This is a genomic window from Halomonas kalidii (assembly GCF_030010475.1).
Lineage (GTDB): Bacteria > Pseudomonadota > Gammaproteobacteria > Pseudomonadales > Halomonadaceae > Halomonas > Halomonas heilongjiangensis.
Map to the genome: position 1 here is coordinate 68,826 of NZ_JASCQN010000008.1, position 26,455 is coordinate 95,280.

Consider the following 26,455-nt stretch of genomic DNA (forward strand, 5'->3'; position numbering starts at 1 on the left):
GCCGGACGTTTCCGGCCAAACCTCCTCCCTCGAAGGCACAAGTCATGGCCAACCAGGACTGAAATCGAGATCTACATGACTGCTCCCCATGACCAAGTGAAAAATGATATCGCCCCCACAACAGAGACAAAGCCATTTTCCGCATATATGGAATATTAAATACCAGGAGGTGTGAAGCATGCACCATCCGTATTCTCAACGAATGCCCTGCCTACTCACCCAACAAATAAAGGGACACACATGCTGTTGAATAAAACACCGACAGACGCTATCATCATAGATTTTCCCACACCTTCAAGTGCACCTGGCTCAAAATTTGAAAAAAATCTTGGCAAGAAGGAAATCATAATGAGTGAAATTCTTAAGGCTCTCGCCGAGCTCGAGAGTGATACAGCCAACTTTGATTACAGGTTCAAGGACTTCCCTTTCTATTATATAGCCTCCATTCAGAAGCGCCTGCAGGACAACCTGGCTCAATCCCTAAGGCCTCATGGAGTAACTCCACAGGAGTGGCGTATCCTGGCCTCGCTCAATGAGACGGATGGCCTGAGCACCACCGAGATTTCTGCCATGACGCTTCTCGAGCGTTCAAGGGTCAGCAGAATCACCGACAGCATGAGAGATCATGACTGGATTACAAAGCAAGATAACTGTACGGACAAGCGATTTTCGCTTGCTTTCCTTACAAAAAATGGCCGCGACAAATTCTCGGAAATCCTTCCTGTCGTCTGCAGCGTCCATAAGAAACTTCTTCATGGGTTCGACGAAAGTGAGGCGCAGCTTTTCATCGGCTTTCTAAGGCGTGTTAATCACAATGCTCTACCTTGATCAGCCTCACCACATAGGTCTTGTCGTAAGTGGACCGTTACCACACTGACCTGCCCAACCCTCTTCATGGAAGGCCTCCATCACCGAGAAGTGGAGGGTGCCGGCGACGCCAGGCCTCGAAGAACTCCGGCGCCTCCGGTACCGCGGCTCGAGCGCTGATGCCTACCAGGCTTGCAGTAGCGCCAGGGTCAGCCAGGGCTGCCAGGCCAGCAGCACCAGGGCCAGCAGGCTCATCAGCAGGAAGGGCACCAGCGCCCGGAAGATGCGCATCGGCGGCACCCCGGTCATGGACGAGCTGATGAAGAGCCCCGCCCCCACCGGCGGCGTCAGCAGCCCCAGCACCAGGGTGAGGCACACCACCACGCCGAACTGGTAGGCGGTGATATCGAACTGGCCCTGGGCGATGGGCAGCAGGATCGGCACCACCAGGATCAGCGCGGCGATGCCGTCGACGATCATCCCCACCAGCAGCAGGATGCCTACCACCAGCAGCAGGAACAGGAAGGGGTCGGTGGTCAACGAGGCGATCCAGGCCGCGGCCATCTGTGGCAGTTGCTCGTAGACCACCACCCAGCCGAACACCCCGGCGGCTCCGATCAGCATGATCACCAGGCCGGCATTGAAGGCGGTGCGCCTGAGGATCTCCGGCAGCCGGGCGAAGGTCAGGTCGCGGTAGACATAGCGGCCGATCAGCAGCGCCGCCAGGGACGCCAGGGCCGCCGACTCGGTGGGCGTGGCCAGGCCGGCGAGGATGCCGCCGATGATGATCACCGGGATGCTCATGGCCGGCAGCCCCATCAGCAGGAAGCGGCGGGCCTGGGCCCGGGTCGGCCACTGGCCCCGGGGATACTGCTGCACCAGGCCCACCGCGGCGATGGCCAGGAAGAACAGTCCGCCCATCATCAGCCCCGGGATGATGCCGGCGATGAACATGTCGGCGATGGGCACCTGGGCCATCACCCCGTAGAGCACGAAGAGCATCGACGGGGGGATGATCGGCGACAGCAGGCCGCCGGCGGCGGTAATGGCCGCGGCGAAGGGCTTGTCGTAGCCGTCCTTCTCCATGGCCGGGACCATGGCTCGGGACATGATGGCGATCTGCGAGGCCGCCGAGCCGACGATGGCCGCCATCATCATGTTGGCCACCAGGTTGATATAGACCAGCCCGCCGCGGAAGCCGCCGACCAGGATCCGCGCCAGGTCGATCAGCCGCCGGGTCAGGCCGCCTTCGTTCATCAGCTCGCCGGCGAGCATGAACAGGGGGATGGCCAGCAGGCCGTAGTTCTCGATGGCCCCATAAAGCTGCTGGGGATAGGAGGCGAACAGCAGGCTATTGCCCGAGTCGGCAATGTACCAGGCGGCGGTGAGCGCCAGCACCAGGGCGATGGGCACCGCGCCCAGCAGCAGCACGGCGAAGACGACGAGGGTCATGCCAGCCTCCTTTGCCCGGGCCAGAGGCCTTTCAGGCTGTCGGTGAGATTGACCAGGCCATGCAGGCCAAGCGAGACGGCGAAGATCGGCAGGCACAGCCAGACCCAGAACTTGGGAATGCCCAGCGTGCGCGAGGTTTCGGAGTAGATGAAGTTGAAGGTCTCCCCCTGGAAGGCCTGCAGGTCAAAGCCGCTGGCCCACAGGGTGGCCGGGTCGTACCAGCGCCAGCACAGCACGGCCAGGAGGAGCGCGAAGAACAGCACCATGGCGTCGACGAGCAGATGCAACCCCTGACGCAACCCGCCGGGCAGGGCATCGGCCAGCAGGGTCACGGCGACCCCCTCGCGGCGCTTGAGCACCACCGAGGTGGTGAAGAAGGTCATCCAGATCATGGCGTGGATGGCCAGTTCGTCGGTCCAGTAGAGGGCATGGCCCAGGGCGCGGGTGGCGATATTGAGCAGGATCAGCAGGCTGATCATCGCCGCCAGCCCTGCGGCGATCACCCCCTCACACCGGGCGATACCGGACGAGAGTCGTTGGAACATGACGGCCTCCAGGGGCCCCGGCGCCTGGCCGGGGCGGTTCGGGATCGGGCGGGAGTTACTCGGCCAGCTCGGCGGCCGTCTCGCGCAGTCGCGTCAGCGACGGCGCCTTGGGGGCCCAGATCGCCTCCCAGTCGGCGATGGCGCCGGCGAAGAAATCGGGGCCGACCTCGGTGACGGTAATGTCCTGGCGGCGCAGCTCCTCGCCCCAGGCCTCATGGTGCTCCTGGAAGTGGGTCATGACGTTGTCGGCATGCTCGGCCATGGCGCTGCGGATCAGCTCGCGATCTCCGTTGTCGAGCTGCGCCCAGACGCGCCCGGAGACCACCGCCACCATGGGGAACATCATGTGATTGGCGATCACCAGGTTGTCGGCCTGCTCGTAGAATTTGAGCAGTCGGATGGAGTCGTAATCCATGTCGATGGCGTCCACCTGACCATTGGCCAGGGCGTCATAGACCGCGGGCAGCGGCAGCGGCGTGGGAGCGGCGCCGGTGGCCACATAGAAGTCGCGGATCGGATCGAAGGGGGTGATACGCACCTTGAGGCCGCTCAGGTCATCGGCGCTGTCGATGGGCTCGCGACTGAGGATCTGGCGCATGCCGGCCATGCCGTAGCCCACGCCCACCAGGCCAGCCTGGGCCGGCATCGCCTCCAGCAGGTCGGTGGCCGCCTCGGAGCGCAGCAGGGCGGCGGCTTGATCGATATCCTCCACCAGGAAGGGCGCATAGAGGGCGCCGAAGTCGGGGATGCGGTTGGAGATCTCGGCGAGGGTCAGGAAGGCCATGTCCAGGGAACCGGCCTGGAGCTGCTGGACCATCTGCGCCTCGTCGCCCAGCTGCTGGGCGGGAAAGATGCTGACGCTATGCTCGCCGCCGGAGCGCTCGGCCAGGGTCTCGGCGAAACCCTCGGCCTCCTGGGTCCAGATATGCGGCTGGGGGGTGACCAGGCCGAGACGGAAGTCCCGGGCCTGGGCGGTGAAGGCGGTGACGGTGAGCGACGCCGCCACGGCGGCGGTCATCAGGGTCTTGATGGGGGTCATGGGGAGGTCTCTCTTGTTATGTCATCGAGAACGAATGCCCCGGCCGCGGCGGGCCGGACCATCCATCAGGCGTCTTCCAGGGCCCGCGGGCGCTTGTGACGGCTCTGTAGCTCGGCGGCGTCGGTCCTGGCCAGTTCCACGTCGAACACCACCTCGGTGAAGGGGCCAGTCAGGCCACGCAGCTCCGCCTCGGCGGCGTCCTCGAGGCGGTTGGCGTCGATCACCAGTTCCTCGCGGGTGGCGAAGGCGAAGTCGTCGTAGGTGTAGGGATCGCCGGCCAGGTTGATCTGGGTGGTCAGGTGCTTGTGACCCGGCGCCGAGATGAAGAAGTGGATATGCGCCGGACGCTGGCCATGGCGGCCGAGCAGGTCGAGCACCTGTTGGGTCGGGCTGTCCGGCGGGCAGCCGTAGCCGGACGGGATGATGCTGCGGGCGCTGTAGCGGCCGTCGGCGTCGGCATGGATGGTGCGGCGCAGGTGGTACTCCGACTGGGTGGGATCGAAGAAGGAGTAGTTGCCCTTGGTGTCGGCGTGCCAGATCTCGACCTTGGCGCCAGGAACGGGGTTGCCGTTCACGTCGCGGACCTGGCCGGTCAGCCACATCACCTCGGCCTCGGTATCGCTGCCATCGTCCATCCGCGCGAAGCCCTCGGCCTCCGGGGCGCCGGCCACATAGAGCGGGCCCTCGATGGTGCGCGGGGTACCGCCGGTCAGGCCGACCTGCTCGTCGGCGGCGTCCATGCGCATGTCCAGGTAGTGGTCGAAGCCCAGGCCCGGCGCCAGCAGGCCGAACTGGGTCTCCTTGCCCAAGGCATTGAGCTGGCTGATGGCACCCCAGAACTCCTCCGGGGTGACGTCGAAGTCATCGATCAGCCGATAGACGTCGGACAGCAGGCGATGCAGGATCTGCTTGGCCCGCTCGCTGCCGCCGGCCTGGTCGAAGCCGCTGACGGTCTTCAGGAAGTCCTGCACTTCGGGGGTATCGAAGATCTTCACGGTCATGGTCATGGCCTCTCTAGTTGTCGTTCTTTACCCGTTGCGATACGGGTCATGGCTGAGTTCACCCGTGAGTCAGCTATCGTCGTCACGGATGGAGGAGGGATGGCGGCACAGCGGCTTGACGTGGATCTCCATCCAGGGAAACAGCGGCAGGTTCGAGACGATCTCCTGCAGCTCGGCGTTGTCCTCGACGTCGAAGATGCTGACGTTGGCGTAGCTGCCGGCCACCCGCCACAGATGGCGCCACTTGCCGGCGTGCTGCAGTTCCTGGGCATAGGCCTTCTCGGTCGCCTTGATCTCGGCGGCCCGCTCGGCCGGCATGTCCGGCGGCAGCTTCACGGTCATTTCCACCTGAAAAAGCATGTCACCTCCTGTCGGGTTAGTTGGGCCGCGAGTAGTGGCGGAACTTGTCTTCGTCGATCCGGATGCCGAGCCCGGGCTCCCTGGGCAACTCGACCCCAAAGTCGTGATAATCAAGCGGCTTTTCGACGATATCGTCCTTGAGCAACAGCGGACCGAACATCTCGGTGCCCCAGGCCATCTCGGGAAGCGTCGCCCAGGCATGCAGCGAGGCGGCGGTGCCGATGGTGCCCTCGAGCAGGGTGCCGCCGTAGAGGCCGATCCCCGCGGCCTGGGCCACATGGACCAGCTCCAGCGCCCCGAAGAGCCCCCCGGACTTGGCGATCTTCAGGGCGAAGGCACCGCTGAAGCCACTGGCCACCAGGTCGAGGCCATCGCGGGCATCCTGCACCGCCTCGTCGGCCAGCATCGGCACGTTGAAGCGGTTGGCCAGGCGGATCAGCCCGGCGTGCTCGCGGGCGGGGATGGCCTGCTCGATCAGCGCGATGCCGGCGTCCTGCAGCGCCTGGATGCCGCGCACCGCGGTGGCTTCGTCCCAGGCCTGGTTGACGTCGACGCGCACGCCGGCCCGCTCGCCCAGGGCCTCCTTGATGGCGGCCACGTGGCGCACGTCCTGGTCCACCGGGTTGGCGCCGATCTTCAGCTTGAAGTCGCAATGGCGGCGCTCGTCGAGGCGCTGGAAGGCCTCGTCGATGTCCTTGCGGGTATCGCCGCTGGCCAGGGTCCAGAGCACCGGCAGGTGGGCCTGGCGGGCGCCACCGAGCAGCTCGGCCACCGAGAGCCCCAGCCGCTTGCCCTGGGCATCGAGCAGCGCGGTCTCGAGCGCCGACTTGGCGATGCAATTGCCGCGGGCATGGCGGGCCAGGCGGGCGCGCAGGGCGTTGACGTTGCCGGACGGCTGGCCGACCAGCAGCGGCGCCAGGTAGGTGTCGATGTTGCGCTTGATGCTCTCGGGGCTCTCGGGGCCGTAGGCCAGGCCACCGATGGTGGTGCCCTCACCCAGCCCTTCGATGCCGTCGGAGTGGCGCATGCGCACGATGACCATGGTCTGGCAGGCCATGGTGGCCATCGACAGCTTGTGCGGCCGAATGGTCGGCAGATCGACCAGGTACGTCTGGATCGCTTCGATACGAATGTCGTTCATGGTGCTCTCAACTCATGCGGGTCGGGACCGGGAAGTGGCGTCTCATCAGCTCGAGACGAACTTCTCGAAGAACACGCGGTGCTCACCCACCTCGCGCGCCTCGAGCCAGTGCTTCGAGGCTTCGATCATCGGCGGCGGCCCGCACAGGTAGGCGTCGAAGGGCTGGGCCAGGAAATCGAGATCGAAGAGGTCGCAGACCACGCCCTGCTTGCCCCGCCAGGCCTCGGACGGGTTCATCACGATGGTGTCGAAGGCGAAGTCGGGCAGGGCCTCGGTCAAGGCATCCAGGCGCGCCAGCTCGCTGAGGTCCTGCTCCTGGGTCACCCCGTAGCACAGACGGATCGGCTGGGCGCACTCGCCCTTCTCTGCCAGCTGCTCGAGCATGCCGAGGAAGGCCGACAGCCCGGTGCCGCCGGCCACCATCAGCAGGGGACGCTGGATCTCGCGCAAGTAGAACGCGCCCAGCGGGGCCTCCAGGGAGATCGCATCGCCCGGGGTGCAGCGATCACGCAGGTAATCGCTCATCACGCCGCTGGGCAGCAGACGGATCAGGAAGCGCAGCCTGCCCTCCTTCACCGCCGAGGTGGCGAAGGAGTAGGCCCGCCATTCGTCGGTGCCCGGCACCTCGAGGCGCGCATACTGGCCGGGCAGGTACGGCAATGCCTGGGCGGGATCGTCGAGGGTGACCTCGAGGATGGCGGCGGCGTCGGAGACCTGCTCCACGGCGCTGACGGTGCCGTCATGCACCTCGGTGGCCACGCTGCAGACGTTGGAGTCGATGTCGAAGTAGAAGGATGCCTGGCTGGAGCGCAGGCGAGTCTGGCACGCCAGCACATGCCCTTCGCCGATCTCCTCCTCGGTCAGGGCCTCCTCGTCGATATACTCGACGTCGACGTCGCCGGACTCGCGCAGGCAGCGGCAGGTACCGCAGACCCCTTCGCGGCAGTCCACCGGCAGGTTGACCCCGTGGCGCTGGGCGGCGTCCATCAGCAGCTCGTTCTTGTCGACCTTGACGAAGCGGGTAGTGCCGTCCCGAAAGACGATGGCGGCTGTGTTATGCATGACTCGCCCTCCAGCGTGATCAGACGTGATAGAAGTCCAGGACGGAATCGATCTTGTCGTTGAGCAGCACGGTGTGCTTGCGGGTGATCTTCCAGTCATCGCCGTCACCCCGCAGGGTGTAGTCGGCGGTACCGAAGAAGTGACCGCTCTCGCCGAAGCGATGGAAGTGGGTCACCCAGTTCACCCGCGCCTGGACGCTGCCATCCTCCCGGGGTACACAGCGCACGTTGTCGATCAGGTGCAGGGTGCGTGGCATGGGCGTGGAGGCGGCGGACTTGCCGGTGCGCAGGCGGAAGATACGATCCTCCAGCCCGGTGCGGTCGGCGTAGTACATCAGCGACATCTCACGCTTGGGGTCGGACGTGATCTCGTGCTCGCCCTTCCACTGGGGAATATGGAACTCGCACTCCGGGGCGAACTGGTCGAGATAGGCATCCCAGTCCTGGGTGTCGCAGTAGTCGGCGACCCGATAGAGGAACTGCTCGATGGATTGCTGCTGGCTCATGACTTACACCTCCTGGAGCTTGAGTGCTTTCTTCTCGAGGCCCTCGAGCAGCATCCGCTGCCAGGTGCCGTGCTGGTTGACGTAGAGCCCCTCATGGGTGAACTCGGTGCCGGTGATCACCGGCTTTATGCCGAGCACCTGGCTGTTGTGGGTCTCGCCGTATTCCCAGCTCTGGTAGCCCCGGGAGATGTCGTTCCACTCGGTGGCCCGCGCCTCGAAGCCGCGCTGCTGCTCGCGGAACTCCACCAGGTCGTCTGGCGTCCCCATGCCGGAGACGTTGAAGAAGTCCTCGAACTGACGGATACGGTTCTCGCGGTCGGCGTCCGACTCACCCTTGACGCCCAGACACAGGCTGATGACCTCGGTCTTGTTCCAGGCCACGGGGCGCACGATGCGCAACTGGGAGCTGATCTGGTCCATGAAGAACAGGCTGGGGTAGATGTTCAGGTTGCGCAGCCGGTGCATGGTCCACTCGGCGCGCTCCTGGGGATGCTGCTCCAGCAGGCGCGGCATCACCGTGGCGTAGCCGGGACGCACCTGGGGGTTGGGCATGTCGCTGAACAGCAGGCTGTGGCCGTTGGCGAAGGAGAACCAGCCGTCATCGGTGTCCTTGTCGCCGGCACCCAGCTTGCTGTAGTCGAGGGTCTCGCCGCTGCTGCCGTGCAGTTGGGCCTCCAGCTCACGCCGGTGCTGCACGGTGGAGACGTAGTTGTAGTGCACGGTGCTGACGTGATAGCCGTCCAGGCCGTTCTCGTTCTGCAGCTTCCAGTTGGCGTTGAAGGTGTAGCGGGACTCGCCGGGCAGCACCTCGAGCTCACCATCCTTCGCCTGCTCCACCATCATGTCGAAGAACAGCTTGGTGTCGCCGAGGAACTCCTCGAGGCTGACGGTGGACTCGGTGTCCAGGCTGATGAAGACGAAGCCACGGTAGCTTGCGATCCGCGCCTGGCTCAGGCCACGGCTGGCCTTGTCGAAGTCCTGGGGATATTCGCTGGGGGCCTTGACCTTGACCAGGCGACCGTCGGACTTGTAGCACCAGGCGTGGAACGGGCAGGTGAAGGTGGACTGGTTGCCCTTGCAGACCCGGGTCAGGGTGGCGCCGCGGTGCTGACAGGTATTGGCCAGCGCCCGCAGCTCGCCCTTGCCATCGCGGGTGATGATCATCGGCTGGCGGCCGGCCTGCATGGTGATGAAGTCGTTGGGGTTGGGGATCTGGCTCTCGTGGCAGGCAAAGATCCACTGCTTCTCGAAGATCAGTTCCATCTCGAGATCGAACAGCGCCTCGTCGGTGAACATGTCCCGCGCAACGCGAAAGACGCCATCGTCGGGGCGAAAGTCGATACAGTTCTCGATAAACGCCTGCCATTCGGGGAGGGGGCGATGTGCTGTCATCGGTCGTTACCGTCTTGTTGCTTGTCGTGGTACGACCCACCTTAGGCATCCCCCCCTGGGGCCACTATGCGGTTATTGGAGGAAGGCTATGCACTTTTTCCGCCGGGCAGGATACCCATGCCGGCAGCCTCACCCTTCCGAGCCCCGGTCTTTGCCCAGATGATTCACGAGGAATTCCCGCCCGCCCCGAGGAGCTGAAACGGGCGGCGACCGGGCCGGGCCGCGCCGCTTCCATCAACGAGAAAGGCACCGGCATGTAAATTGCCGGTGCCTTGTGCAATCGCGTCGGACGTCACGGGATCAGAACGGGATGCTGGCCTTGAGCCACAAGGCATCACCCCTGGGGCGATTCTCGACGAAGAATTCTCTCTCGTATTTCAACGAAACGAAGGCGCCTTTGCCGTTGTCCAGCTTAATGGAAGGGCCGATGGCAAAGGCCTGTCCTTTGTTGCCGATATCGACGCCATTCAACCTATCTCCGGTGATCTGCCGGTAGGCATAGCCCCCGACACCCACTACCCAATTGGGATGTACACCGTAGCCCAGTGCATAGTCGACATGCAGCTCCTGACCGGATCGGTAATTGGTGTCACTGTTCTCGAAGTTGTAGTCATACATCAACTTGAGATCCCAGTTGATCCCCCCCGGATCGACATGGGAAATCGCATAGACCCCCTGTACCGTCCAGTAGTTACGGCCGATATTCGCCAGTCTTCCCGTATCGTAGCTGCCGGTGGGGGCGATCACGTCGATACCGAACGCACTATGCAGGCTGGCGCTGTGGTGATAGGCCAGCGCCATGGTGAGATCGACATCTCCGAGACCTCGGTCGCTGTCGTGCTGGCCATTCACGGTGACGTCCACGTCGACCAGCGGAAAGAGCCCGGCGAAGGCCAGCTGACCGCCCCACAGGGTCTGCTCCGTGACCCAGAGCAGCCGCGGCGCCACCACATTGGCGCGCAACCGGAAGTCGATGGGCAGGCGATTGCCCTGGTCATCCCGGAACTCGTCAGCGGCATAGTGATTGGCATAGAGCAGCGGATAGACCCCGGGGGGCGGCAGGGCCCCCATCAGGAAGTTCTCGGCACCCATGGGGTAGCTGGAGCCACCCCCTTCGGTGGCTTGGACCGTCGCCGTGAACAGCAGGGTCAGGCCGGCGACGCCGGCCCTCAGCGATGCGTAATTGTGGGTCATGGGGTTAGTACTCATGGCTTGTTGTTGTTTTCGCGTGGAGCCGGCCAGCCGGGCCGGTCCCGCGCCGGTTGGGTGGTCAGGCGATGACGCGTTGAAAGTTCCCTTGATAGAACACCAGCGGCTCCCCCTCCTCGGTGTCGAAGCGCTGCACACGTCCGACGATCAGCAAGTGATCCCCGGCGATACGTGTGAACTCGACGCGACACTCAAGCCGGGCCAGGGCCCCCGCCAGCAGCGGCACCCCCTGGGCGTTGGCGTGATGCGCGACCCCCGCGAACTTGTCCACCGCCGGCCGGGCGAACTGCATGGCCAGCTCATCCTGATGTGCGCCAAGGATATTGACCGCGAAGGGTCGCCCCTCGGCGAAGGCCGCCAGATTGGGCGAGCTCAACACCAGGCTCCAGAGGATCAGTGCCGGCTCCAGGGACAACGACGAGAAGGAGTTGGCGGTGATACCGAGCGGCGCCCCCGTCTCGGTGGTCGAGGTCACCACGGTGACGCCGGTGGCGAAACGCCCCAGGGTATTGCGCAGGGCCCGACCATCCAGCGCCTCGGAAAACTCGCTGGCATCGCCCCGTGCCGGGGCGGGTGCAGTCATGTTGGTCATGATCAAGCCCCCTTCTTCAGGTGAATGTTGACGAAGTGATCGCAGGCCTGGGCATCCAGCCACCAGGGCAGGTAATCGGGAGGGTTGTCGAAGCCATTGGCCAGCACCGAGGCCAGCGCCGGCGAGTGCTGTGCCGCTCCCAGCAGCTCGAGGATGTGCTCGGCGGGCGGCAGCAGCATGCTGTTGGTCCAGTTCACCACGTCCTTGGCATAGCGCCAGTAGGTCTCGAAGGTGGCCTCCATCCAGGCGGTATCGAAGGGAGCCTCGCCCCGGGCCAGGATGGCGTCCAGGTAGACACGGCTGCACTTGGCGCCGTTGTTCGAGCCCTGACCGGTAATGGGGTCGTTGACCACCAGGGCATCGGCGATGCCCAGCACTCGGCGACCGGAAGGCAGGGTCGCCACCGGCTTGCGCACGGTGGGCGGAAAGCGGCCGGCGAGAATACCGTTGTCGTCGCTGAGCTGAACGCCCTTGCAGCGTTCCGCCTCCCAGGGGGCATAGGTACGGATCAGCTCAAGGCTCTTGACCAGATGCTGCTCGGGGGTCGATACCTCCTGCCAGCAGTCCATCGGGCCCCCGGGGATCCCCTCGAACACCATGATCTCGCAAGGGCCGTTGAGGGTCAGCGCCGGGAAGACGAAGTACTCGCCGACGCCCGGGATCAGGTTGAATGCCACCCGCGAATAGGGCTCCTTGGGTTCCATGCCCTGCACATAGGTCAGGGCTAGGGCCCGCTGGGGCTTGTCGAAGCGGGAACGTGACTCGTCGCGCTCGAACAGGCGCACGATATCGCCCTTGCCGGCGGCCACCAGCACCAGGTCATGGCTGGCAGCCAGCTCCTCCAGGTCGTCGATGCCGGCATCGCGGATCACCAACTCGCCACCCAGGCGCACGAACTCCTCCATCCACACCGGCATCTTGAGTCGCTGATCCACCGATTGGGCCGGCCGATCCAGCGGCGCGGCCCAGTCGATCAGCTTGGCGCCGGGGCGTTCGGGATCGGGCACCGTCATGCCGATGCCCTCCACCGGCGGGCAGTCGCTCTCCCAGAAGTTCAGCCCCAGGTCGCGCTCGGTCTGCAGTGCCTGGTCGAACATGCACTGGCTCGACATTACGCGACCCTGGCGGATCTGCTCGCCGGTGCGATTGGAAAGCAGGGTCACCTGATAGCCCTGCTGCAGCAGACCGATGCCGGTCTGCAGACCGGACTGGCCGGCCCCTACGATTGCGATACGTCGGGTCATGATGATCTCCATCATCGATTGTTGTTGTTCCAGCCGGACGGCTGGTCCAGGGTTGGCTCAGTCGGCCAGGCGGGGAATCGCCGGCACGCGCTGCTCGGGCCCGAGGGCCGAGTAGCCCCCATCCACCGCATAGTCGGCGCCGGTGACGAAGCTGGCCTGGTCCGAGCAGAGGAAGCGCACCACTGCCGCCACCTCCTGCGCGTCGCCAAGCCGGCCGAGCATATGGAAGTCGGCCGCCACCCGGTTGGCCTTGTCCCGGTCGCCGCCGCAGATCTCGTCGATCACCCGCGACCAGGTCCAGCCGGGCGAGACCGAGTTGACGCGAATGCCGTCCGTGGCGAAGTCCAGTGCCATACTGCGGGTCACATGCTTGATGGCGGCCTTGCTGGCCGGGTAGAGCCAGCGCCCGGTCTGGGCGGCCTGGGCCGAGATGCTGCTGAAGTTGACGATGGCACCACCGCCGCGCTTCACCATCGCCGGGCGCACCGCCTTGGCGGCCATCACGGTGCTGACGAGATTGACGTCCAGCGCCTTTAGCCAGTCGGCGCGGGACGACGCCTCGCCCTCGTCGAGGTAGCTGCAGGCCAGGTTGGTCAGGCAGTCGATCCCACCGAAGTGCCTCTCGACCTCGTGGACGGCGGACGCCAGCTGGTCGTCGGAGGTGATGTCGGTTTCGATGAAGAGCCCCTGCTCACCGAGACGATCCGCCAGCACGGCACCGGCCTTGGCATCGATATCGAGCAGGGTGACGCTGGCGCCGGCCTCGACGAAGGCCTCGGCCACGGCGGCACCGATCAGGGTCGCGCCGCCGGTGATGACGACGCTGCGGTTGTTGAAATCGTTCATGGCTTTCCCCTCCTCTCGTTACCGGCCGTCGCTCTCCGCCCACCTCGCCATCAGGCGGTTGGACGGCAGCGTTTCGTCCAGCAGCTTGGCGGCGGTTTCCCGGCCGGCCACCGGCAGTCCTTCGGGATCGAGCACCCCGATCTGCACCAGCAACGAGGCCTGATCCCAATAGATATGCTCGTGGTAGAGCTTGTCGCCGCGGAACTTGACGATCGCCACCAGGGGAATCTCGACATGCTTGCCGGTAGGCGGAATGCCCGGCAGCAGCCAGTCGATCTCCCGATCATGGGTGAAGCAGAACAGCAGCTCGTCGACGATCTGGGTCGCTCCGATGGTGCGCGAGAGGGGAATCAGGGTGGTGTCATCGGGATTGCTGTCGACGAAGTGATGCTTGTAGAAGCGGTACAGGTCCTTGTGGCCGACGCCGCCGGTAAGGGTCGGGATATGGTTGACGTAGGGCTCGGCCACCATGGTGGCCATGGTGTCGTCGACGTTGCGGGTGGAGAACTCGTACTCGCAGTGCTTGTCCCACAGGGCCGAGAGGTCATAGTGGGGTCCCATGGCCTTGCGGAAGGCGGCCACCGAGCGCTGGTGCGCCATCAGCGCCGATGGCTTGTCATAGTGCTCGGAGCGAGGCCGAGCGAAGGCATGATCCACCCCCGGGTAGAGGTAGAGTTCGATATTGTCTCGCTCGCCGAGCGCGGCCTGGATCTCCTGGCGTGCCGCGGCGGGGCAGTACTCGTCGTTCTCGGCGAAGTGCAGCACCAGCCGGCCGCGGATGTTCGCCGCCTCGTCGAGGTGCTTCTCGATGCCCATGCCGTAGTAGCCGACGGCGGCATCGACATCGCAACGACAGGCGGTCAGGTAAGCCAACCGTGCACCGAGACAGAAGCCCAGCGCCCCCACGGCGCCCGTACACTCGGGGCGAGAGCGGAGTGTCTCGATGGCGGCGGCGATATCCTCGATCCCCCTATCCTGATCGAAGCCCTGATAGAAGCCGAAGGCCCGCTGCCACTCCTCGGGCCCATAGCCCAGCTCGATGCCGGGCTCCTGGCGCCAGAACAGATCCGGCGCCAGCACCACATAGCCCTCCTCGGCGTAGTAATCGGCGATCTCGCGAATGGTGGCGTTGACGCCGAAGATCTCCTGCAGCAGGACGATACCGGGGCCGCTGCCCGAGGCCGGCAGCGCCAGATAGCCACTGAAGCTGCCGCTACCATCCGCGGCCTGGATCTCGATGGAAGTACCCATGTTCATGCCTCCTGGTGTTGTTCCTGGATTGCGGAAATCCACACCACCACCTTAGGCAAGGGCCTTCCTGTCACACGATCCGCTGAATGCAGCGGTTATCCGTTCCGTGCAGAAAGTGCATTGACACGACTTGGATCAGGAGATCGAGCCTTATACTGGAAGACACAAGCAAGACACACCCGCTCGGTTGAAGCGGGTAACGACAATAACTAGAGAAGCTCCCCATGACTTCGAAAGACCGTCTACCCGACTGGCTCAGGTCGGCGTTGCTGGAGGACGACCACCGACTCGTGTTCAGTTCGCAGACCCTGGAGGAGACCCAGGAGAGAGTCTCCGATGTCTTCAAGCCGCATCGACTGGATCCCCTGGGGAAAAGCGGCGCCCTGGAGGCGCGCTTGCACTCGGTTGGCTTGGGCAAGGTGTCGTATCACCGGCTGGCCTACGGCAGTGACGTGCAGATCGACCCCGAGCAGCTCGAACGCTTCTACCTGATCCAGATGCCCCTGCGTGGCCAGGCCGAGATAGTGAGCGATCAAGACTGCATCACCTCGGGCCAGACACTGGCCTCGGTGCTCAACCCGACGGCGCGCGTCAAGATGCGCTGGAGCCACGACTGCGACCAGTTGATGCTGCGGATCGATCGTGAGGCCATGGAGCTGGCGTGCAGCCGCCACCTGGGTCATTCGTTGCGGACACCACTATGCTTTCATCCGCAGCTCCATTGGCGGGCTGAGCCCTGCTGGTACAACCTCATCGCCTACATCACCCGACTGCTGCATGAGTCGCCCCAAGCCACCAGAGAGCCACTGATCGCCGCCCAGCTCGAGCAGCTCATCATCACCACCCTGCTGACGGTACAGCCCCATAGCTACACCGATGAGCTTCACCAGGGCGACCGGCGTTTGGCTCCGCGCCACGTCAAACGGGTCGAAGAGTACATCGAGGAACATGCCCAGGAGCCGCTGACACCGGCCCAGCTGGCCGCGGTGGCGGGTGTCAGCCTGAGGACGCTCTATACCGGGTTTCACGATTTCCGGTACCAGAGTCCGATGGAGTACCTGCGTAATGTACGGCTGCATAGGGTAAGAGAAGCCCTGCTGGCGAATGATGGCAGTGGCTCGATCACCGAGATCGCCATACGCTGGGGCTTTACCCATATGGGCCGCTTCAGCCAGATCTATCGCATGACCTTCGGCGAGTCCCCCAGCGAGACCCGGCGCCGCGCCGGCCAGTGACGGCTTCAGGGATGCGACAGAAGGAGGCTTTGCCTCAACGCCGATTGGCGGTATCTTCTATGGAACTGGTCATTGCTTGATCAGGGTGGCAAAATGAGCCCACCAGTTCGCAGTGCGTACCCAAGGGCGACATGCGAACATTGGCCTCGACCGTCTCTCCACGGCCATCGCGATGGCCCGACGACAACCACACCCGACGGCGAGGCAAGGAGGAACCATGACCGTATCCCCTGCCCCGACGCGTCAGCAGATCGCTGCCGAGTTCCAGAACGCCGACTCGGCCTGCCGCTGGATGAGTGGCATCAACGGCCCCCATCGCCTCGAGGTGCCGCGCCCCCGAGAGCTCAGCTTTCGACACCAGGGCACCAGCCTGGGCAACGTCTCCATCGGCATCATCGAATACTCGACCCCCGTGCATATCGATATCGCCGACCTGACCCATAGCTACAGCATCAGCCTGCCCCTGCGCGGTTCCCAGAACTTCGAGCTCCGGGGCAACGCCTTCGGCTCCGACACCGGGGTGGCCGCCATCATCTCGCCCAGCCAGCCGCTGCAGCTGAGCATGGACGAGAGCTGTCGGAAGCGGCTGGTACGGCTGTCGCGCCAGGGCATCGAACGCAAGCTCTCTCAGCTGCTCAGCCGTGAACTGTCCCGCCCGGTCATCTTCGATCCACGCATGCCGCTGAGCGGCACGGTGCAGGAGTGGTGGCGGATGGTCGCGAACCTCCAGGAGATGCTGGACGCAGACGGCTCGCTGTGCGACCTGCCCGAGGTGTGGAGCAACTTCGAGAACTCGCTGATCACCAGCCTGCTCTACACCCAGCCCCACAACTACTCGAGCGAACTGCTGGACCGCCAGCAGGGTCGGCCGGCCTATCTCGCCCGGCTCGAGACCCTGTTCCGGGACTCCCTGGACCACCCGCTGGGCCTGGCCGACCTGGAGCGGGTCGCCGGCGTCTCCCGGGAGCGCCTCTACCGCGACTTCCACAACCAGTACGGGATCTCCCCCATCGCCTACTTCCGCCAGTTGCGCTTCGACCACGTGCGCCAGCAGTTGGAGCAGGCCGCTCCCCACGAGAGCGTCTCCAGCATCGCCATGGACTGCGGCTTCCAGCAGTTGGGGCGCTTCTCCCAGGAGTACCGGGCGCGCTTCGGTGAGCTGCCTTCCGAGACCCTGAAGCGGACCATCCAAGCCCAGCTGCAGTAGCCCACGAGCAGCCGCCCCCCGCCCACGTCTACGGAGACTCTTCCCGCAACCTGGGCGGACGAGCGTGGCGTGTTGCTCCTCAGGTCCCGCAGAAGGTGCGGAAGACCCGCTCGCTGGGCGGAGCCGGCATGGCATAGGCCTCGCGGCCGGGCTGCTCCGCGAAGGGGCTGGCGAGCACCTCGCGCAGCGCCTCGAAGGGGCCGAAGTCGTCGTGCTCGGCCGCGGCGGCCAGCGCCTCCTCGACCTTGTGGTTGCGGGGAATATAGGCGGGATTCACGGCACGCAGTCGGGTGGCGATTTCGGCCGTGTCCACGTCCTCCCGCGCCAATCGCGCGCGCCAGCGCGGCAGCCAGGCACGGATGGGCTCGTCGCGCTCGAACAGCTCGAGCAGTGCCGGGGCGTCCGTCTCCAGCGCCTCGGCCAGACGGCGGAAGGTCCGGGTGAAGTCGGCGCGCCCGGCGTGCATCGCCTCGAGCAGGCCCTCGACCAGCTCGCGATCCTCGGCCTGCTCCGAGGCCAGGCCGAGCTTGGAGCGCATCACGGCGAGCCATTCACGCTCGTACCGCTCGGGGTAGGCCTGGATCAGCGCGGTGGCGAGCTCCACCGCCCGCTCCTGGTCGGGGTCGATCAGCGGCAGCAGGGTCTCGGCCAGGCGGGCCAGGTTCCACTGGACGATCCACGGCTGGTTGGCGTAGGCGTAGCGCTCCCCCTCGTCGATGGAGCTGAACACGGTGCGCGGATCGTAGCTTTCCATGAAGGCGCAGGGGCCATAGTCGATGGTCTCGCCGGAGATCGTCGTGTTGTCGGTGTTCATCACTCCGTGGATGAAGCCGACGCCCATCCACTTCGCCACCAGCGCCGCCTGGCGCGCCTGCACCGCCTCGATCAGCGCCAGATAGCGCCCTGCCTCGTCGACATCCGCCAGTTCGGGCCCGAGTAGTTCAGGATAGTGCCGCTCGATGGCCATATCGGCCAGGGTGCGGATCGCCTCCACGTCGCCACGGGCGGCGTAGTACTGGAAGGTGCCCACCCGCAGGTGGCTGGCGGCCACCCGGGTCAACACGGCGCCGGGCTCGGGCACGCGCCGGAAGACCCGCTCGCCGGTGGTCACCGCCGCGAGCGCCCGGGTAGTGGGAATGCCCAGCCCATGCATCGCCTCGCTGACCAGGTACTCGCGCAGTACCGGCCCCAGCGGCGCGCGACCGTCGGCGCCCCGGGAGAACGGCGTGCGCCCGGCCCCCTTGAGCTGGATGTCGCGCAGCCGGGCCTGGCGGTCGGTCACCTCGCCGAGCAGCACCGCCCGGCCATCGCCGAGCCGTGGCACGAAGGTGCCGAACTGGTGGCCGGCGTAGGCCTGGGCCAGCGGCTCGGCCCCCGGCGGCACGGCGTTGCCGCCGAACCACTCGGCGGCCTGGTGCTCATCGAAGGCCTCGAGGTCGAAGCCGAGCTCCTCGGCCAGCGGTCGGTTGAAGGCCACCAGCCGCGGCTCGGACACCGGCACGGGATCGAAGCGCTCGAAGAAGCGCTCGGGCAGGCGGGCATAGCGCAGGGTGAACTCGGGAAACATGGCGGCTCCGGTCGGCGGCTGAAGCACAGCAAGGTGGATGAATACCCGAGTATAACGCTAAGGCTTTGACGCTTCGAGCCGCCCCGGGTCGGTCGCCGGGCTCCCCTGCCCGCCGATTTCGTCCTGCCCGGCGCCACGAGTCGCGGTAGACTCCTTCCATACGATCCCGCGACGCCGATCGCACCGGCAGGAGCCACGACGATGAGCAGCGAAGCAGTCGACTACTACCGCCCCCCGTCCAGTGACGCCCTGGGCCTGATCCGCATCCGCGCCGGCGCCGCCGGCCTCACCGAGATCGACTTCGTCTCCGAGCGGGACGAACCGCCGCGCCCCGGCCCGCTGACCGATCAGGCCCGGGAGCAGCTCGCCGAGTACTTCGCCGGCACCCGCCGTGACTTCGACCTGCCGCTGGCACCCCAGGGCACCGACTTCCAGCGCCGGGTGTGGGCGGCGCTATCAGGCATTCCCTTCGGCGAGACCCGCAACTACGCCGAGATCGCCGAGCAGCTCGGCTGCAAGGGCGGCCAGCGCGCGGTGGGCGCTGCCAACGGCCGCAACCCCATCGCCATCGTGGTGCCCTGCCACCGGGTGATTGGCAGTGACGGCCGCATGACCGGCTACGCCGGGGGCATCGGCCGCAAGCAGTGGCTGCTGGCCCACGAGGCGGGCGAGGTGCCGATGCTGCTGGGGTGATCACGCGAGGGGCTACCGGGCAGCGACGCCGCCGGCGGCCTGTTCACGAGAGACATCGAAGCGCCGCACGCTGGCCACGAAGTCGCTGAAGCGCTCCCCCTGGATCAGCACGTGCTCGCGCAGGGTGCGCTCGGCACCCGGCGCATCGCCCCGCTCGATCGCCTCGACGACCGCTCGATGCTCGCTCAGCGAACTCGTCATGCGCTGGCGCACCTGCAGCTGCAGTCGGCGATACGGCTTCAGCCGCTGCTTGAGCTGCCGTGCCTCCCCGGCCAGGAAGCCGTTGTGGCTGGCCGCGTAGATGCAGTCATGGAAGGCCTCGTTCTCGTAGTAGTACTCGTCGGTATCCCCCGCCGCCGCGGCCGCCTCGCAACGCTCGAGGGCGCCCCGCAAGGCGTCGAGTTCCGGCTCGCTGATGCGCCGTGCCGCCAGGCGACCACACATGCCTTCCAGCTCGGCCATGACCTCGAACATCTCGATCAATTGTTCGATGCCCACCCGCGCCACGAAGGTGCCCTTCTTCGGCGACACGGTCACCAGGCCACTGGCCACCAGTTGCTGGATCGCCTCGCGTACCGGGGTGCGGGACACCTCGAACTCCCGGCAGAGCGCCTCGGGATCGAGACGGTCGCCGGGGGCACGTCGCCCATTGATGATGTCGTCTTCCAGGGCGTCCCTCAGCCGCTGGGTATTGGACCGTTTCATGCCGTTCTCCTCCGTCTTCCCTGCGCCCGCCGGCCATCCGCACCGACGCACCTGCCACCTTTGTCTAACTCTCCAGAATTGACACTAGTATAGTCAAGGGACTATTGAAGTATACATCAGCAACGCTGATGGACATATCAACTCACAACAACAATGTTACTGGAGATGCCATGAAACGCTCACTCACTCCGGTCATCGCCACCACGGCGCTGGCTGCCCTTGCCTTCGGCAGTGTCGCCTCGGCCCAGACCGTGCTGCGCGCCTCCCACCAGTTCCCCGGCGGTAAGGGAGACGTGCGCGACGAGATGGTGCAGATGCTCGCCGAGCGGGTCGCCGAGGCCGACGTCGGCCTGGAGATCGAGGTCCACCCCGGCCAGTCGCTGTTCAAGGCCGACGAGCAGTGGGGGGCCCTGGTCCGCGGCCGCCTCGACATCACCGCCCTGCCCCTGGACTACGCCAGCGGCCGCCATCCGGAGTTCTCCGCCACCCTGATGCCGGGCCTGGTGCGCAACCACGAGCACGCCCAGCGCCTCAACGACTCCGAGTACATGGAGATGATCAAGGCCGTGATCGACGAGGGCGGCGCCCGGGTACTGGCCGACGCCTGGCTGGCCGGCGGCTTCGCCTCCAGCGAGCGCTGCATCACCTCGCCGGACACCGTCGAAGGCCAGAACTTCCGCGCCGCCGGCCCCGCCTTCGAGGAGATGCTGGAGGCCGCCGGCGCCTCCATCGCCTCCATGCCCTCCTCGGAGATCTACACCGCCATGCAGACCGGCGTGCTGGACGCCGCCAACACCTCCTCGATGTCCTTCGTCTCGTATCGCCTCTTCGAACAAGTGGACTGCCTCACCGAACCCGGCGACTACGCCCTGTGGTTCATGTACGAGCCGATCCTGATCTCCAAGCAGAGCTGGGAGAAGCTCAACGAGGAGCAGCAGCAGGCGCTGACCGAGGCCGCCGAGGAGGCCGAGGCCTTCTTCGCCGACGAGGCCGCCGGGCTCGACGACAAGATGGTCGAGGTCTTCGAGGAAGAAGGCGTCGAGGTGGTCAGCATGTCCGAGGAGGACTACAAGGCGTGGCTCGACATCGCCAAGGAGACCTCCTACAAGAACTTCGCCGAGAGAGTGGAGAACGGCCAGGCGATCATCGACGCCGCCCTCGCGGTGGAGTGATCCCGGCATCCCCCTGACGACCGGCCGCCCCGGCGGGGCGGCCACCCTGCCTTTCCGGAGAGTCCCATGTCCCACTCGCCCCCTCCCGCGGCCATCTCCCGTGGCGGACCACAGAGCGGCTATATCCGCCTGATGGACCGCATCTCGCGATGGATGGCCTACCTCGCCGCGGTGCTGTTTGTCGCCGGCGTCGTGGCGATCTGTCAGATGGTGTTCGTGCGCTACCTCCTGGGTCAAAGCACCAGCTGGCAGACCGAGTTCACGGTCTTCTCGGTGACCGCCGCGATGCTGCTGGGCAGTCCCTACGTGCTGCTGACCGGCGGTCACGTGGCCGTCACCGTGCTACCCGACAAGCTCGGCGGCACTCCCAAGCGCATCATGAACCTGGTCGCCTCGCTGGCCGGCCTGGCGTTCTGCGCCTGCCTGGCCTACGCCGCCTGGGTCTACGTGGCCGAGGCCTGGCACGGGGGCTGGACCACCGGCACCGTCTGGAACCCCCCGCTGTGGCCGGCCGTGCTGCCCATGGCCGTGGGCGCCACTCAACTGACGCTGCAGTACGTCGCCGAAATCCTGCGCCAGGAGGGCTGAATATGGATCCCGTTACCGCCGGCATCCTCGTCGCCATCGGCCTGATCGTGCTGATGGCCATCGGCACCCCCATCGCCTTCGCGCTGGGCGGCATCTCGCTGATCGCCCTGGTCGCCGACCGTGGCATCGCGGAGCTGATCTATTTCGGCGAAACCTTCTTCGACCGCATCGCCGAGTTCGGCTTCGTCGCCATTCCCATGTTCATCCTGATGGGTGCCGCCGTGGCCTCCTCGCCCACCGGGCGCGACCTCTACCGCTCGCTGGACCTGTGGCTGGGCAGGCTGCCCGGTGGCCTGGCGATCTCCAACATCGGCGCCTGCACCGTCTTCTCCGCCCTCTCCGGCTCGTCGCCGGCCACCTGCGCGGCCATCGGCAAGATGGGCATCCCCGAGATGCGCAGCCGCGGCTATCCCGACGGCGTGGCCGCCGGCTGCATCGCCGCGGGCGGCACCCTGGGCATCCTGATCCCGCCCTCGGTGACCATGATCATCTACGGCATCTCCACCGAGACCTCGATCGGCCGGCTGTTCATCGCCGGCGTGATGCCGGGCTTCATGCTCGCCGGGCTGTTCATGGTCTGGACGCTGATCGCCTGCAAGCTGGCCGGCGGCTACAACAATCCCATGGCCATCAACACCGAGAAGCTCAAGCAGACGGTGCGCCAGAACGTCGACGCCAACCTCAAGGCCCTGATCAGGGTGCTGCCCTTCCTGGCCGTGGTGCTCGGTATCCTCTTCGCCCTGTACGGCGGCGTGGCCACGCCCTCGGAAGCCGCCGGCGTCGGCGCCTTCCTGTGCCTGGCGCTGGCCATCATCATCTACCGCATGTGGCAGGTGAAGCCCATCAAGCTGATCATGCGCGATTCGCTGCGCGAGAGCGTGATGATCATGCTGATCATCGCCGCCGCCGAGGTGTTCGCCTACGCGCTGTCATCGCTGTTCATCACCCAGACGGTGGCCGGTGCCATCGCCGACCTGGAGGTCAACCGCTGGGTGCTGATGGGGATCATCAACGTCTTCCTGCTGGTCGCCGGCTTCTTCCTGCCGCCGGTGGCGGTGATCGTGATGACGGCACCGATCCTGCTGCCGATCATCCTCGCCGCCAACTTCGATCCCTACTGGTTCGCGGTGATCCTGACCATCAACCTGGAGATCGGCCTGATCACGCCACCGGTGGGCCTCAACCTGTTCATCATCAACAGCATCGCGCCGGACATCTCGCTGCGCGACGTGCTGATGGGCAGCCTGCCCTATGCGCTGTGCATGGTGCTCGGGATCCTGCTGCTGTGCCTCTTCCCGGGTATCGCCCTGTGGCTGCCCGACCTGATCATGGGCTGAAGGAGTGCCGATCATGAACATGACCTTCCTGCAGGAGCTGTTCAACAGCATCACCCAGCGCGACGCCCTGCTGCGGCGTCGCCAGGGCGAGGTGGTCGCACCGGACCACACCCGGCTGCTCCAGGGCTGCCATGCCCTGCTGGCGAGCGACGGCGAGGCCTCGAGCATCGCCCTCGCCAGCCGGGCGCTGGCCATGTACCGCCGGCTGGACGAGACGGAGAAGCAGCGCTTCTTCGAGGGCCTGGCGACGGAGTTCGCCGCCGAGCCGTCGGCCATCGACGCGGCCTACGAGGCCTATCGCGAGGCCCGGGACAACGCCAGCCTGCAGGCGCTGTTCGAGGCCTGCGAGCCGCGACGTCAGGAGCTGTTCCGGCGCCTCAACCTGGCCAGCGACGGCACCTACGAGCTGGTCCGCATGCGCGAGGATCTGCTGGGGTGGCTGCGCGACCGGCCTCACCTGGGCGCCATCGATGCCGATTTCGCCCACCTGTTCGGCTCCTGGTTCAACCGTGGCTTCCTGGTGCTCAAGCGTATCGACTGGAATACCCCGGCCTCGATCCTGGAGAAGATCATCCGCTACGAGGCGGTGCACGAGATCCAGGACTGGAACGACCTGCGCCGTCGACTGGATGCCCGCGATCGCCGCTGCTTCGCCTTCTTCCACCCGGCGATCGGCGACGATCCGCTGATCTTCGTCGAGGTGGCCCTGCACCGGGGGCTGCCGGAGCAGATCCAGCCGATCCTCGAGGGCGACCACCACGAGATCGACGATCCCGAGTCGGCGGATACCGCCGCCTTCTTCGGCATCAGCAACTGCCAGACCGGCCTGCGCGGCATCTCCTTCGGCAACTTCCTGATCAAGCAGGTGGTCCAGGAACTCAAGCAGGAGCTCCCGCAACTCAAGCACTTCGTGACGCTCTCGCCGGTGCCCGGCTTCGCCCAGTGGCTGGCCGAGCGGCGCGACGACAACAGCCTGCCCGAGGCGGTGCGCGAGACGCTGGCCGAGCTGGAGACGCCGGAGTGGCACCGCGATGCCGAGCGGGCCGAGCGCCTCAAGGCAGTGGTCAAGCCGCTGGCCGCCCGCTACCTGGTCGAGGAGAAGAACGCCCGTGGGCTGCCGCTCAACGCGGTGGCCCGCTTCCACCTGGGCAACGGCGCCGAACTGCACCGCATCAACTGGCTGGGCGACATCTCGGCCAAGGGCCTCAGGCAGGCCGCCGGCCTGATGGTCAACTACCTCTACGTGCTCGACGACATCGAACGCAACCACGAGAACTACACCGCCAATGCCACCGTGGCCCGCTCGAGCGAGGTCAAGGACCTCGTCCGCAAGGCCAGGAAACTGGCCAAGGGAGAGACGACCAAATGAACCACAACCTCTTCGCCACCTTCGCCCGGCGCATGCAAGAGCGCGGCGACGCCGACTTCATCACCACCCGCCAGGGCCGCGGCTACAGCCACGCCGAGGCGCTGGCCGCCACCGCGCGCCTGGCCGGGGCCCTCACCGCGCTGGGCGTGACGCCGGGCGACCGGGTGGCGGTGCAGGTCGACAAGAGCCCCGAAGCGATCCTGCTCTACCTCGCCACCCTGCGCGTGGGCGGGGTCTACCTGCCGCTCAACACCGGCTACACCGGGGAGGAGATCCGTTACTTCCTCGCCGATGCCGAGCCGTCGCTGTTTGTCTGCCGCCCGGCCAACGCCGGGGAGGCCCACACCGTCGCCGCCGACGCCGGCTGCCCGCAGGTCGCCACCCTGGGCACGGCGGCCGACGGCAGCCTGATGGAGGCGGCCGGGAAGGCCACGCCCCGCGACGACATCGTCGCGCGCGGCGAGCACGACCTGGCGGCGATCCTCTACACCTCGGGCACCACCGGGCGCTCCAAGGGCGCCATGCTCACCCACCGCAACCTGGGCTCCAACGCCGCCACCCTGGCCGAGGCCTGGCACTTCAGCGAGAAGGACCGGCTGATCCACGCCCTGCCGATCTTCCACACCCACGGCCTCTTCGTGGCCTGCAACGTCACCCTGATGGCCGGCTCCAGCATGCTGTTCCTGCCGAAGTTCGACGCCGACGTGATCTTCGAGGAGCTGCCCCGCGGCACGGTGATGATGGGCGTACCGACCTTCTACACCCGGCTGGTGGCCGACGACCGCCTGACCCCGGAGGCGACCGCCAACATGCGGCTGTTCGTCTCCGGCTCGGCGCCGCTGACCGCCGAGACGCACCAGGCCTTCGAGGCGAAGACCGGCCACGCCATCCTCGAGCGCTACGGCATGACCGAGACCAACATGAACCTCTCCAACCCCTACGACGGCGAGCGCCGCGCCGGCACCGTGGGCATGCCGCTGCCCGGCGTGGAGTACCGCATCACCGACCGCGACACCCACGAGCCGGTACCGAAGGGCGAGATCGGCATGCTCGAGATCCGCGGGCCCAACGTCTTCGCCGGCTACTGGCGCATGCCCGAGAAGACCCGCGAGGAGCTCCTCGAGGACGGCTTCTTCGTCACCGGCGACCTGGCGATGGTCGACGAGCGCGACTATGTACATATTGTGGGTCGCGACAAGGACCTGGTGATCTCCGGGGGCTACAACGTCTACCCCAAGGAAGTCGAGCAGGTGATCGACGAGCTCGAGGGCGTCCACGAGTCCGCGGTGATCGGCCTGCCTCACCCGGACTTCGGCGAGGGGGTCACCGCCGTGGTGGTACCCGAACCGGGGGCGAGCCTGGACGAGGTGCAGGTGCTCGACCACCTGCAGGGCCGGCTGGCGAAGTACAAGCAGCCCAAGCGGGTCTTCTTCGTCGACAGCCTGCCACGCAACACCATGGGCAAGGTGCAGAAGAACCAGCTGCGCCAACAGTTCGAGGACACCTATCGATGACGACCATCACCTACTACTACACCCACGTCTCGCCCTGGAGCTATCTGGGGCACGCCCGCCTGGGCGAGATCGCCGCGCGCCACGGCGCCAGCGTCGACTACGTGCCGCTAACGCTCGGCGCGATCTTCCCCAGGACCGGGGGCCTACCGCTGGCCAAGCGCGCCCCGGAGCGCCAGGCCTACCGCCTGGTGGAACTGAAGCGCTGGCCGCAGCGTCTGGGGATACCGCTCAACGTGGAGCCCAAGCACTTCCCCACCGACGACCGCCCGGCGGCACGCCTGGCGCTCACCGCCAAGGCCCGGGGGCACGATATCGCCGAGCTCTCGCTGGCGCTGATGCGCGCCTGCTGGGCCGAGGAACGCGACATCGCCGATGCCGCCACCCTGGTGGCGATAGCCGATGCCTGCGGCCTGGAGGGCCGGGCCCTGCTCGAGGAAGCAGAGAGCGGCGCCGGCCAGCAGCGCCTCGACGCGGCCTGCCAGGCCGCGCTGGCCGATGGCTGCTTCGGCGCGCCCTGGTACGTCGTCGACGGCGAACCCTTTTGGGGGCAGGACCGCCTGGAGCTGGTCGAGGCCGCCCTGGCCCGCTGAGGCTGACCGACGCGGGGCGCGAACGGACGACG

Annotated in this window: 26 protein-coding genes; 10 read left to right on the forward strand and 16 right to left on the reverse strand. The window is 66.2% G+C overall.

Features of this window, described 5'->3' with window-relative positions; translation table 11 throughout:
- Nucleotides 1-240: 240 nt before the first annotated feature.
- Nucleotides 241-828, forward strand: coding sequence for a MarR family winged helix-turn-helix transcriptional regulator (locus QLQ85_RS00865; RefSeq protein WP_282737291.1), 588 nt, complete (start codon nt 241-243; stop codon nt 826-828).
- A gap of 162 nt (nt 829-990) precedes the next feature.
- Here QLQ85_RS00865 and QLQ85_RS00870 read toward each other — a convergent pair whose 3' ends face one another.
- The 14 genes from QLQ85_RS00870 to QLQ85_RS00935 form a co-directional block, all read right to left on the reverse strand.
- Nucleotides 991-2,259, reverse strand: a complete 1,269-nt coding sequence (locus QLQ85_RS00870) for a TRAP transporter large permease (RefSeq protein WP_282737292.1) — start codon at nt 2,257-2,259, stop codon at nt 991-993.
- On the reverse strand, nt 2,256-2,804 hold the full coding sequence (locus QLQ85_RS00875) for a TRAP transporter small permease (protein ID WP_282737293.1): 549 nt from the start codon (nt 2,802-2,804) through the stop codon (nt 2,256-2,258). The genes QLQ85_RS00870 and QLQ85_RS00875 overlap by 4 nt, the downstream gene beginning before the upstream one ends.
- A 55-nt stretch (nt 2,805-2,859) precedes the next feature.
- Complete coding sequence (locus tag QLQ85_RS00880) at nt 2,860-3,843, reverse strand: TRAP transporter substrate-binding protein (protein WP_282737294.1); 984 nt, start codon at nt 3,841-3,843, stop codon at nt 2,860-2,862.
- 65 nt (nt 3,844-3,908) lie between these two features.
- Nucleotides 3,909-4,844 (reverse strand): catechol 1,2-dioxygenase, encoded by a 936-nt coding sequence (gene catA, locus QLQ85_RS00885; RefSeq protein WP_282737387.1) that lies wholly within the window; start codon nt 4,842-4,844, stop codon nt 3,909-3,911.
- Between the two features lie 69 nt (nt 4,845-4,913).
- Nucleotides 4,914-5,204, reverse strand: a complete 291-nt coding sequence (gene catC, locus QLQ85_RS00890) for a muconolactone Delta-isomerase (RefSeq protein ID WP_282737295.1) — start codon at nt 5,202-5,204, stop codon at nt 4,914-4,916.
- Nucleotides 5,205-5,220: 16 nt separating this feature from the next.
- Nucleotides 5,221-6,345, reverse strand: coding sequence for a muconate cycloisomerase family protein (locus QLQ85_RS00895; protein ID WP_282737296.1), 1,125 nt, complete (start codon nt 6,343-6,345; stop codon nt 5,221-5,223).
- Nucleotides 6,346-6,390: 45 nt separating this feature from the next.
- Nucleotides 6,391-7,407, reverse strand: a complete 1,017-nt coding sequence (gene antC / locus QLQ85_RS00900; RefSeq protein WP_282737297.1) for an anthranilate 1,2-dioxygenase electron transfer component AntC — start codon at nt 7,405-7,407, stop codon at nt 6,391-6,393.
- 19 nt (nt 7,408-7,426) lie between these two features.
- Nucleotides 7,427-7,912, reverse strand: a complete 486-nt coding sequence (gene antB, locus QLQ85_RS00905) for an anthranilate 1,2-dioxygenase small subunit (protein WP_282737298.1) — start codon at nt 7,910-7,912, stop codon at nt 7,427-7,429.
- A 3-nt stretch (nt 7,913-7,915) separates the two neighbouring features.
- Nucleotides 7,916-9,304: an anthranilate 1,2-dioxygenase large subunit gene (gene antA / locus QLQ85_RS00910; protein WP_282737299.1), complete on the reverse strand. Its 1,389-nt coding sequence runs from the start codon at nt 9,302-9,304 to the stop codon at nt 7,916-7,918.
- Between the two features lie 300 nt (nt 9,305-9,604).
- Nucleotides 9,605-10,498 (reverse strand): SphA family protein, encoded by an 894-nt coding sequence (locus QLQ85_RS00915; protein ID WP_282737300.1) that lies wholly within the window; start codon nt 10,496-10,498, stop codon nt 9,605-9,607.
- Between the two features lie 76 nt (nt 10,499-10,574).
- Complete coding sequence (locus QLQ85_RS00920) at nt 10,575-11,105, reverse strand: flavin reductase family protein (RefSeq protein ID WP_282737301.1); 531 nt, start codon at nt 11,103-11,105, stop codon at nt 10,575-10,577.
- A 2-nt stretch (nt 11,106-11,107) separates the two neighbouring features.
- Nucleotides 11,108-12,349, reverse strand: coding sequence for a styrene monooxygenase/indole monooxygenase family protein (locus tag QLQ85_RS00925; protein WP_282737302.1), 1,242 nt, complete (start codon nt 12,347-12,349; stop codon nt 11,108-11,110).
- Between the two features lie 57 nt (nt 12,350-12,406).
- Complete coding sequence (locus QLQ85_RS00930) at nt 12,407-13,195, reverse strand: SDR family oxidoreductase (RefSeq protein ID WP_282737303.1); 789 nt, start codon at nt 13,193-13,195, stop codon at nt 12,407-12,409.
- 18 nt (nt 13,196-13,213) lie between these two features.
- Nucleotides 13,214-14,446: a dienelactone hydrolase family protein gene (locus QLQ85_RS00935; RefSeq protein WP_282737304.1), complete on the reverse strand. Its 1,233-nt coding sequence runs from the start codon at nt 14,444-14,446 to the stop codon at nt 13,214-13,216.
- 224 nt (nt 14,447-14,670) lie between these two features.
- On the opposite strand from QLQ85_RS00935, the gene QLQ85_RS00940 reads away from it, so the two are divergent.
- A complete protein-coding gene (locus tag QLQ85_RS00940) occupies nt 14,671-15,681 on the forward strand; it encodes an AraC family transcriptional regulator (protein ID WP_282737305.1) in 1,011 nt (336 codons plus the stop codon).
- Between the two features lie 217 nt (nt 15,682-15,898).
- The gene (locus QLQ85_RS00945; RefSeq protein ID WP_282737306.1) at nt 15,899-16,888 is read left to right on the forward strand and encodes an AraC family transcriptional regulator; all 990 of its coding nucleotides are present in this window, start codon (nt 15,899-15,901) and stop codon (nt 16,886-16,888) included.
- A gap of 79 nt (nt 16,889-16,967) precedes the next feature.
- Here QLQ85_RS00945 and QLQ85_RS00950 read toward each other — a convergent pair whose 3' ends face one another.
- Complete coding sequence (locus tag QLQ85_RS00950; protein WP_282737307.1) at nt 16,968-18,455, reverse strand: protein adenylyltransferase SelO; 1,488 nt, start codon at nt 18,453-18,455, stop codon at nt 16,968-16,970.
- A gap of 201 nt (nt 18,456-18,656) precedes the next feature.
- Here QLQ85_RS00950 and QLQ85_RS00955 point away from each other — a divergent pair, with 201 nt between their 5' ends.
- On the forward strand, nt 18,657-19,148 hold the full coding sequence (locus tag QLQ85_RS00955) for a methylated-DNA--[protein]-cysteine S-methyltransferase (RefSeq protein WP_282737308.1): 492 nt from the start codon (nt 18,657-18,659) through the stop codon (nt 19,146-19,148).
- Nucleotides 19,149-19,160: 12 nt separating this feature from the next.
- Here QLQ85_RS00955 and QLQ85_RS00960 read toward each other — a convergent pair whose 3' ends face one another.
- Nucleotides 19,161-19,853, reverse strand: a complete 693-nt coding sequence (locus QLQ85_RS00960) for a GntR family transcriptional regulator (RefSeq protein ID WP_282737309.1) — start codon at nt 19,851-19,853, stop codon at nt 19,161-19,163.
- Nucleotides 19,854-20,023: 170 nt separating this feature from the next.
- On the opposite strand from QLQ85_RS00960, the gene dctP reads away from it, so the two are divergent.
- The 6 genes from dctP to QLQ85_RS00990 all read left to right on the forward strand — a co-directional run bounded on the left by dctP (nt 20,024) and on the right by QLQ85_RS00990 (nt 26,423).
- Nucleotides 20,024-21,025 (forward strand): TRAP transporter substrate-binding protein DctP, encoded by a 1,002-nt coding sequence (gene dctP, locus QLQ85_RS00965; RefSeq protein WP_282737310.1) that lies wholly within the window; start codon nt 20,024-20,026, stop codon nt 21,023-21,025.
- Between the two features lie 66 nt (nt 21,026-21,091).
- Nucleotides 21,092-21,613, forward strand: coding sequence for a TRAP transporter small permease subunit (locus tag QLQ85_RS00970; protein ID WP_282737311.1), 522 nt, complete (start codon nt 21,092-21,094; stop codon nt 21,611-21,613).
- Nucleotides 21,614-21,615: 2 nt separating this feature from the next.
- On the forward strand, nt 21,616-22,950 hold the full coding sequence (locus QLQ85_RS00975) for a TRAP transporter large permease (protein ID WP_282737312.1): 1,335 nt from the start codon (nt 21,616-21,618) through the stop codon (nt 22,948-22,950).
- Between the two features lie 13 nt (nt 22,951-22,963).
- A complete protein-coding gene (locus tag QLQ85_RS00980; protein ID WP_282737313.1) occupies nt 22,964-24,319 on the forward strand; it encodes a malonyl-CoA decarboxylase in 1,356 nt (451 codons plus the stop codon).
- Entirely contained in the window at nt 24,316-25,833 is a 1,518-nt protein-coding gene (locus QLQ85_RS00985; RefSeq protein ID WP_282737314.1) for a malonate--CoA ligase, read from the forward strand. The genes QLQ85_RS00980 and QLQ85_RS00985 overlap by 4 nt, the downstream gene beginning before the upstream one ends.
- Entirely contained in the window at nt 25,830-26,423 is a 594-nt protein-coding gene (locus QLQ85_RS00990; protein ID WP_282737315.1) for a 2-hydroxychromene-2-carboxylate isomerase, read from the forward strand. The genes QLQ85_RS00985 and QLQ85_RS00990 overlap by 4 nt, the downstream gene beginning before the upstream one ends.
- The last annotated feature ends 32 nt before the right edge of the window (nt 26,424-26,455 follow it).

What these genes read in the sequence shown, in the direction of transcription:
- QLQ85_RS00960 (WP_282737309.1), bottom strand. Translation starts at nt 19,853, where the DNA reads ATGAAACGGTCCAATACCCAGCGGCTGAGGGACGCCCTGGAAGACGAC.
- QLQ85_RS00870 (WP_282737292.1), bottom strand. Translation starts at nt 2,259, where the DNA reads ATGACCCTCGTCGTCTTCGCCGTGCTGCTGCTGGGCGCGGTGCCCATC.
- QLQ85_RS00930 (WP_282737303.1), bottom strand. Translation starts at nt 13,195, where the DNA reads ATGAACGATTTCAACAACCGCAGCGTCGTCATCACCGGCGGCGCGACC.
- QLQ85_RS00920 (WP_282737301.1), bottom strand. Translation starts at nt 11,105, where the DNA reads ATGACCAACATGACTGCACCCGCCCCGGCACGGGGCGATGCCAGCGAG.
- QLQ85_RS00925 (WP_282737302.1), bottom strand. Translation starts at nt 12,349, where the DNA reads ATGACCCGACGTATCGCAATCGTAGGGGCCGGCCAGTCCGGTCTGCAG.
- QLQ85_RS00955 (WP_282737308.1), top strand. Translation starts at nt 18,657, where the DNA reads ATGAGCAGCGAAGCAGTCGACTACTACCGCCCCCCGTCCAGTGACGCC.
- QLQ85_RS00915 (WP_282737300.1), bottom strand. Translation starts at nt 10,498, where the DNA reads ATGACCCACAATTACGCATCGCTGAGGGCCGGCGTCGCCGGCCTGACC.
- QLQ85_RS00895 (WP_282737296.1), bottom strand. Translation starts at nt 6,345, where the DNA reads ATGAACGACATTCGTATCGAAGCGATCCAGACGTACCTGGTCGATCTG.
- QLQ85_RS00990 (WP_282737315.1), top strand. Translation starts at nt 25,830, where the DNA reads ATGACGACCATCACCTACTACTACACCCACGTCTCGCCCTGGAGCTAT.
- QLQ85_RS00980 (WP_282737313.1), top strand. Translation starts at nt 22,964, where the DNA reads ATGAACATGACCTTCCTGCAGGAGCTGTTCAACAGCATCACCCAGCGC.
- QLQ85_RS00875 (WP_282737293.1), bottom strand. Translation starts at nt 2,804, where the DNA reads ATGTTCCAACGACTCTCGTCCGGTATCGCCCGGTGTGAGGGGGTGATC.
- antA (WP_282737299.1), bottom strand. Translation starts at nt 9,304, where the DNA reads ATGACAGCACATCGCCCCCTCCCCGAATGGCAGGCGTTTATCGAGAAC.
- QLQ85_RS00985 (WP_282737314.1), top strand. Translation starts at nt 24,316, where the DNA reads ATGAACCACAACCTCTTCGCCACCTTCGCCCGGCGCATGCAAGAGCGC.
- QLQ85_RS00865 (WP_282737291.1), top strand. Translation starts at nt 241, where the DNA reads ATGCTGTTGAATAAAACACCGACAGACGCTATCATCATAGATTTTCCC.
- dctP (WP_282737310.1), top strand. Translation starts at nt 20,024, where the DNA reads ATGAAACGCTCACTCACTCCGGTCATCGCCACCACGGCGCTGGCTGCC.
- antC (WP_282737297.1), bottom strand. Translation starts at nt 7,407, where the DNA reads ATGCATAACACAGCCGCCATCGTCTTTCGGGACGGCACTACCCGCTTC.
- catA (WP_282737387.1), bottom strand. Translation starts at nt 4,844, where the DNA reads ATGACCGTGAAGATCTTCGATACCCCCGAAGTGCAGGACTTCCTGAAG.
- catC (WP_282737295.1), bottom strand. Translation starts at nt 5,204, where the DNA reads ATGCTTTTTCAGGTGGAAATGACCGTGAAGCTGCCGCCGGACATGCCG.
- QLQ85_RS00975 (WP_282737312.1), top strand. Translation starts at nt 21,616, where the DNA reads ATGGATCCCGTTACCGCCGGCATCCTCGTCGCCATCGGCCTGATCGTG.
- QLQ85_RS00945 (WP_282737306.1), top strand. Translation starts at nt 15,899, where the DNA reads ATGACCGTATCCCCTGCCCCGACGCGTCAGCAGATCGCTGCCGAGTTC.
- QLQ85_RS00940 (WP_282737305.1), top strand. Translation starts at nt 14,671, where the DNA reads ATGACTTCGAAAGACCGTCTACCCGACTGGCTCAGGTCGGCGTTGCTG.
- QLQ85_RS00950 (WP_282737307.1), bottom strand. Translation starts at nt 18,455, where the DNA reads ATGTTTCCCGAGTTCACCCTGCGCTATGCCCGCCTGCCCGAGCGCTTC.
- antB (WP_282737298.1), bottom strand. Translation starts at nt 7,912, where the DNA reads ATGAGCCAGCAGCAATCCATCGAGCAGTTCCTCTATCGGGTCGCCGAC.
- QLQ85_RS00935 (WP_282737304.1), bottom strand. Translation starts at nt 14,446, where the DNA reads ATGGGTACTTCCATCGAGATCCAGGCCGCGGATGGTAGCGGCAGCTTC.
- QLQ85_RS00880 (WP_282737294.1), bottom strand. Translation starts at nt 3,843, where the DNA reads ATGACCCCCATCAAGACCCTGATGACCGCCGCCGTGGCGGCGTCGCTC.
- QLQ85_RS00970 (WP_282737311.1), top strand. Translation starts at nt 21,092, where the DNA reads ATGTCCCACTCGCCCCCTCCCGCGGCCATCTCCCGTGGCGGACCACAG.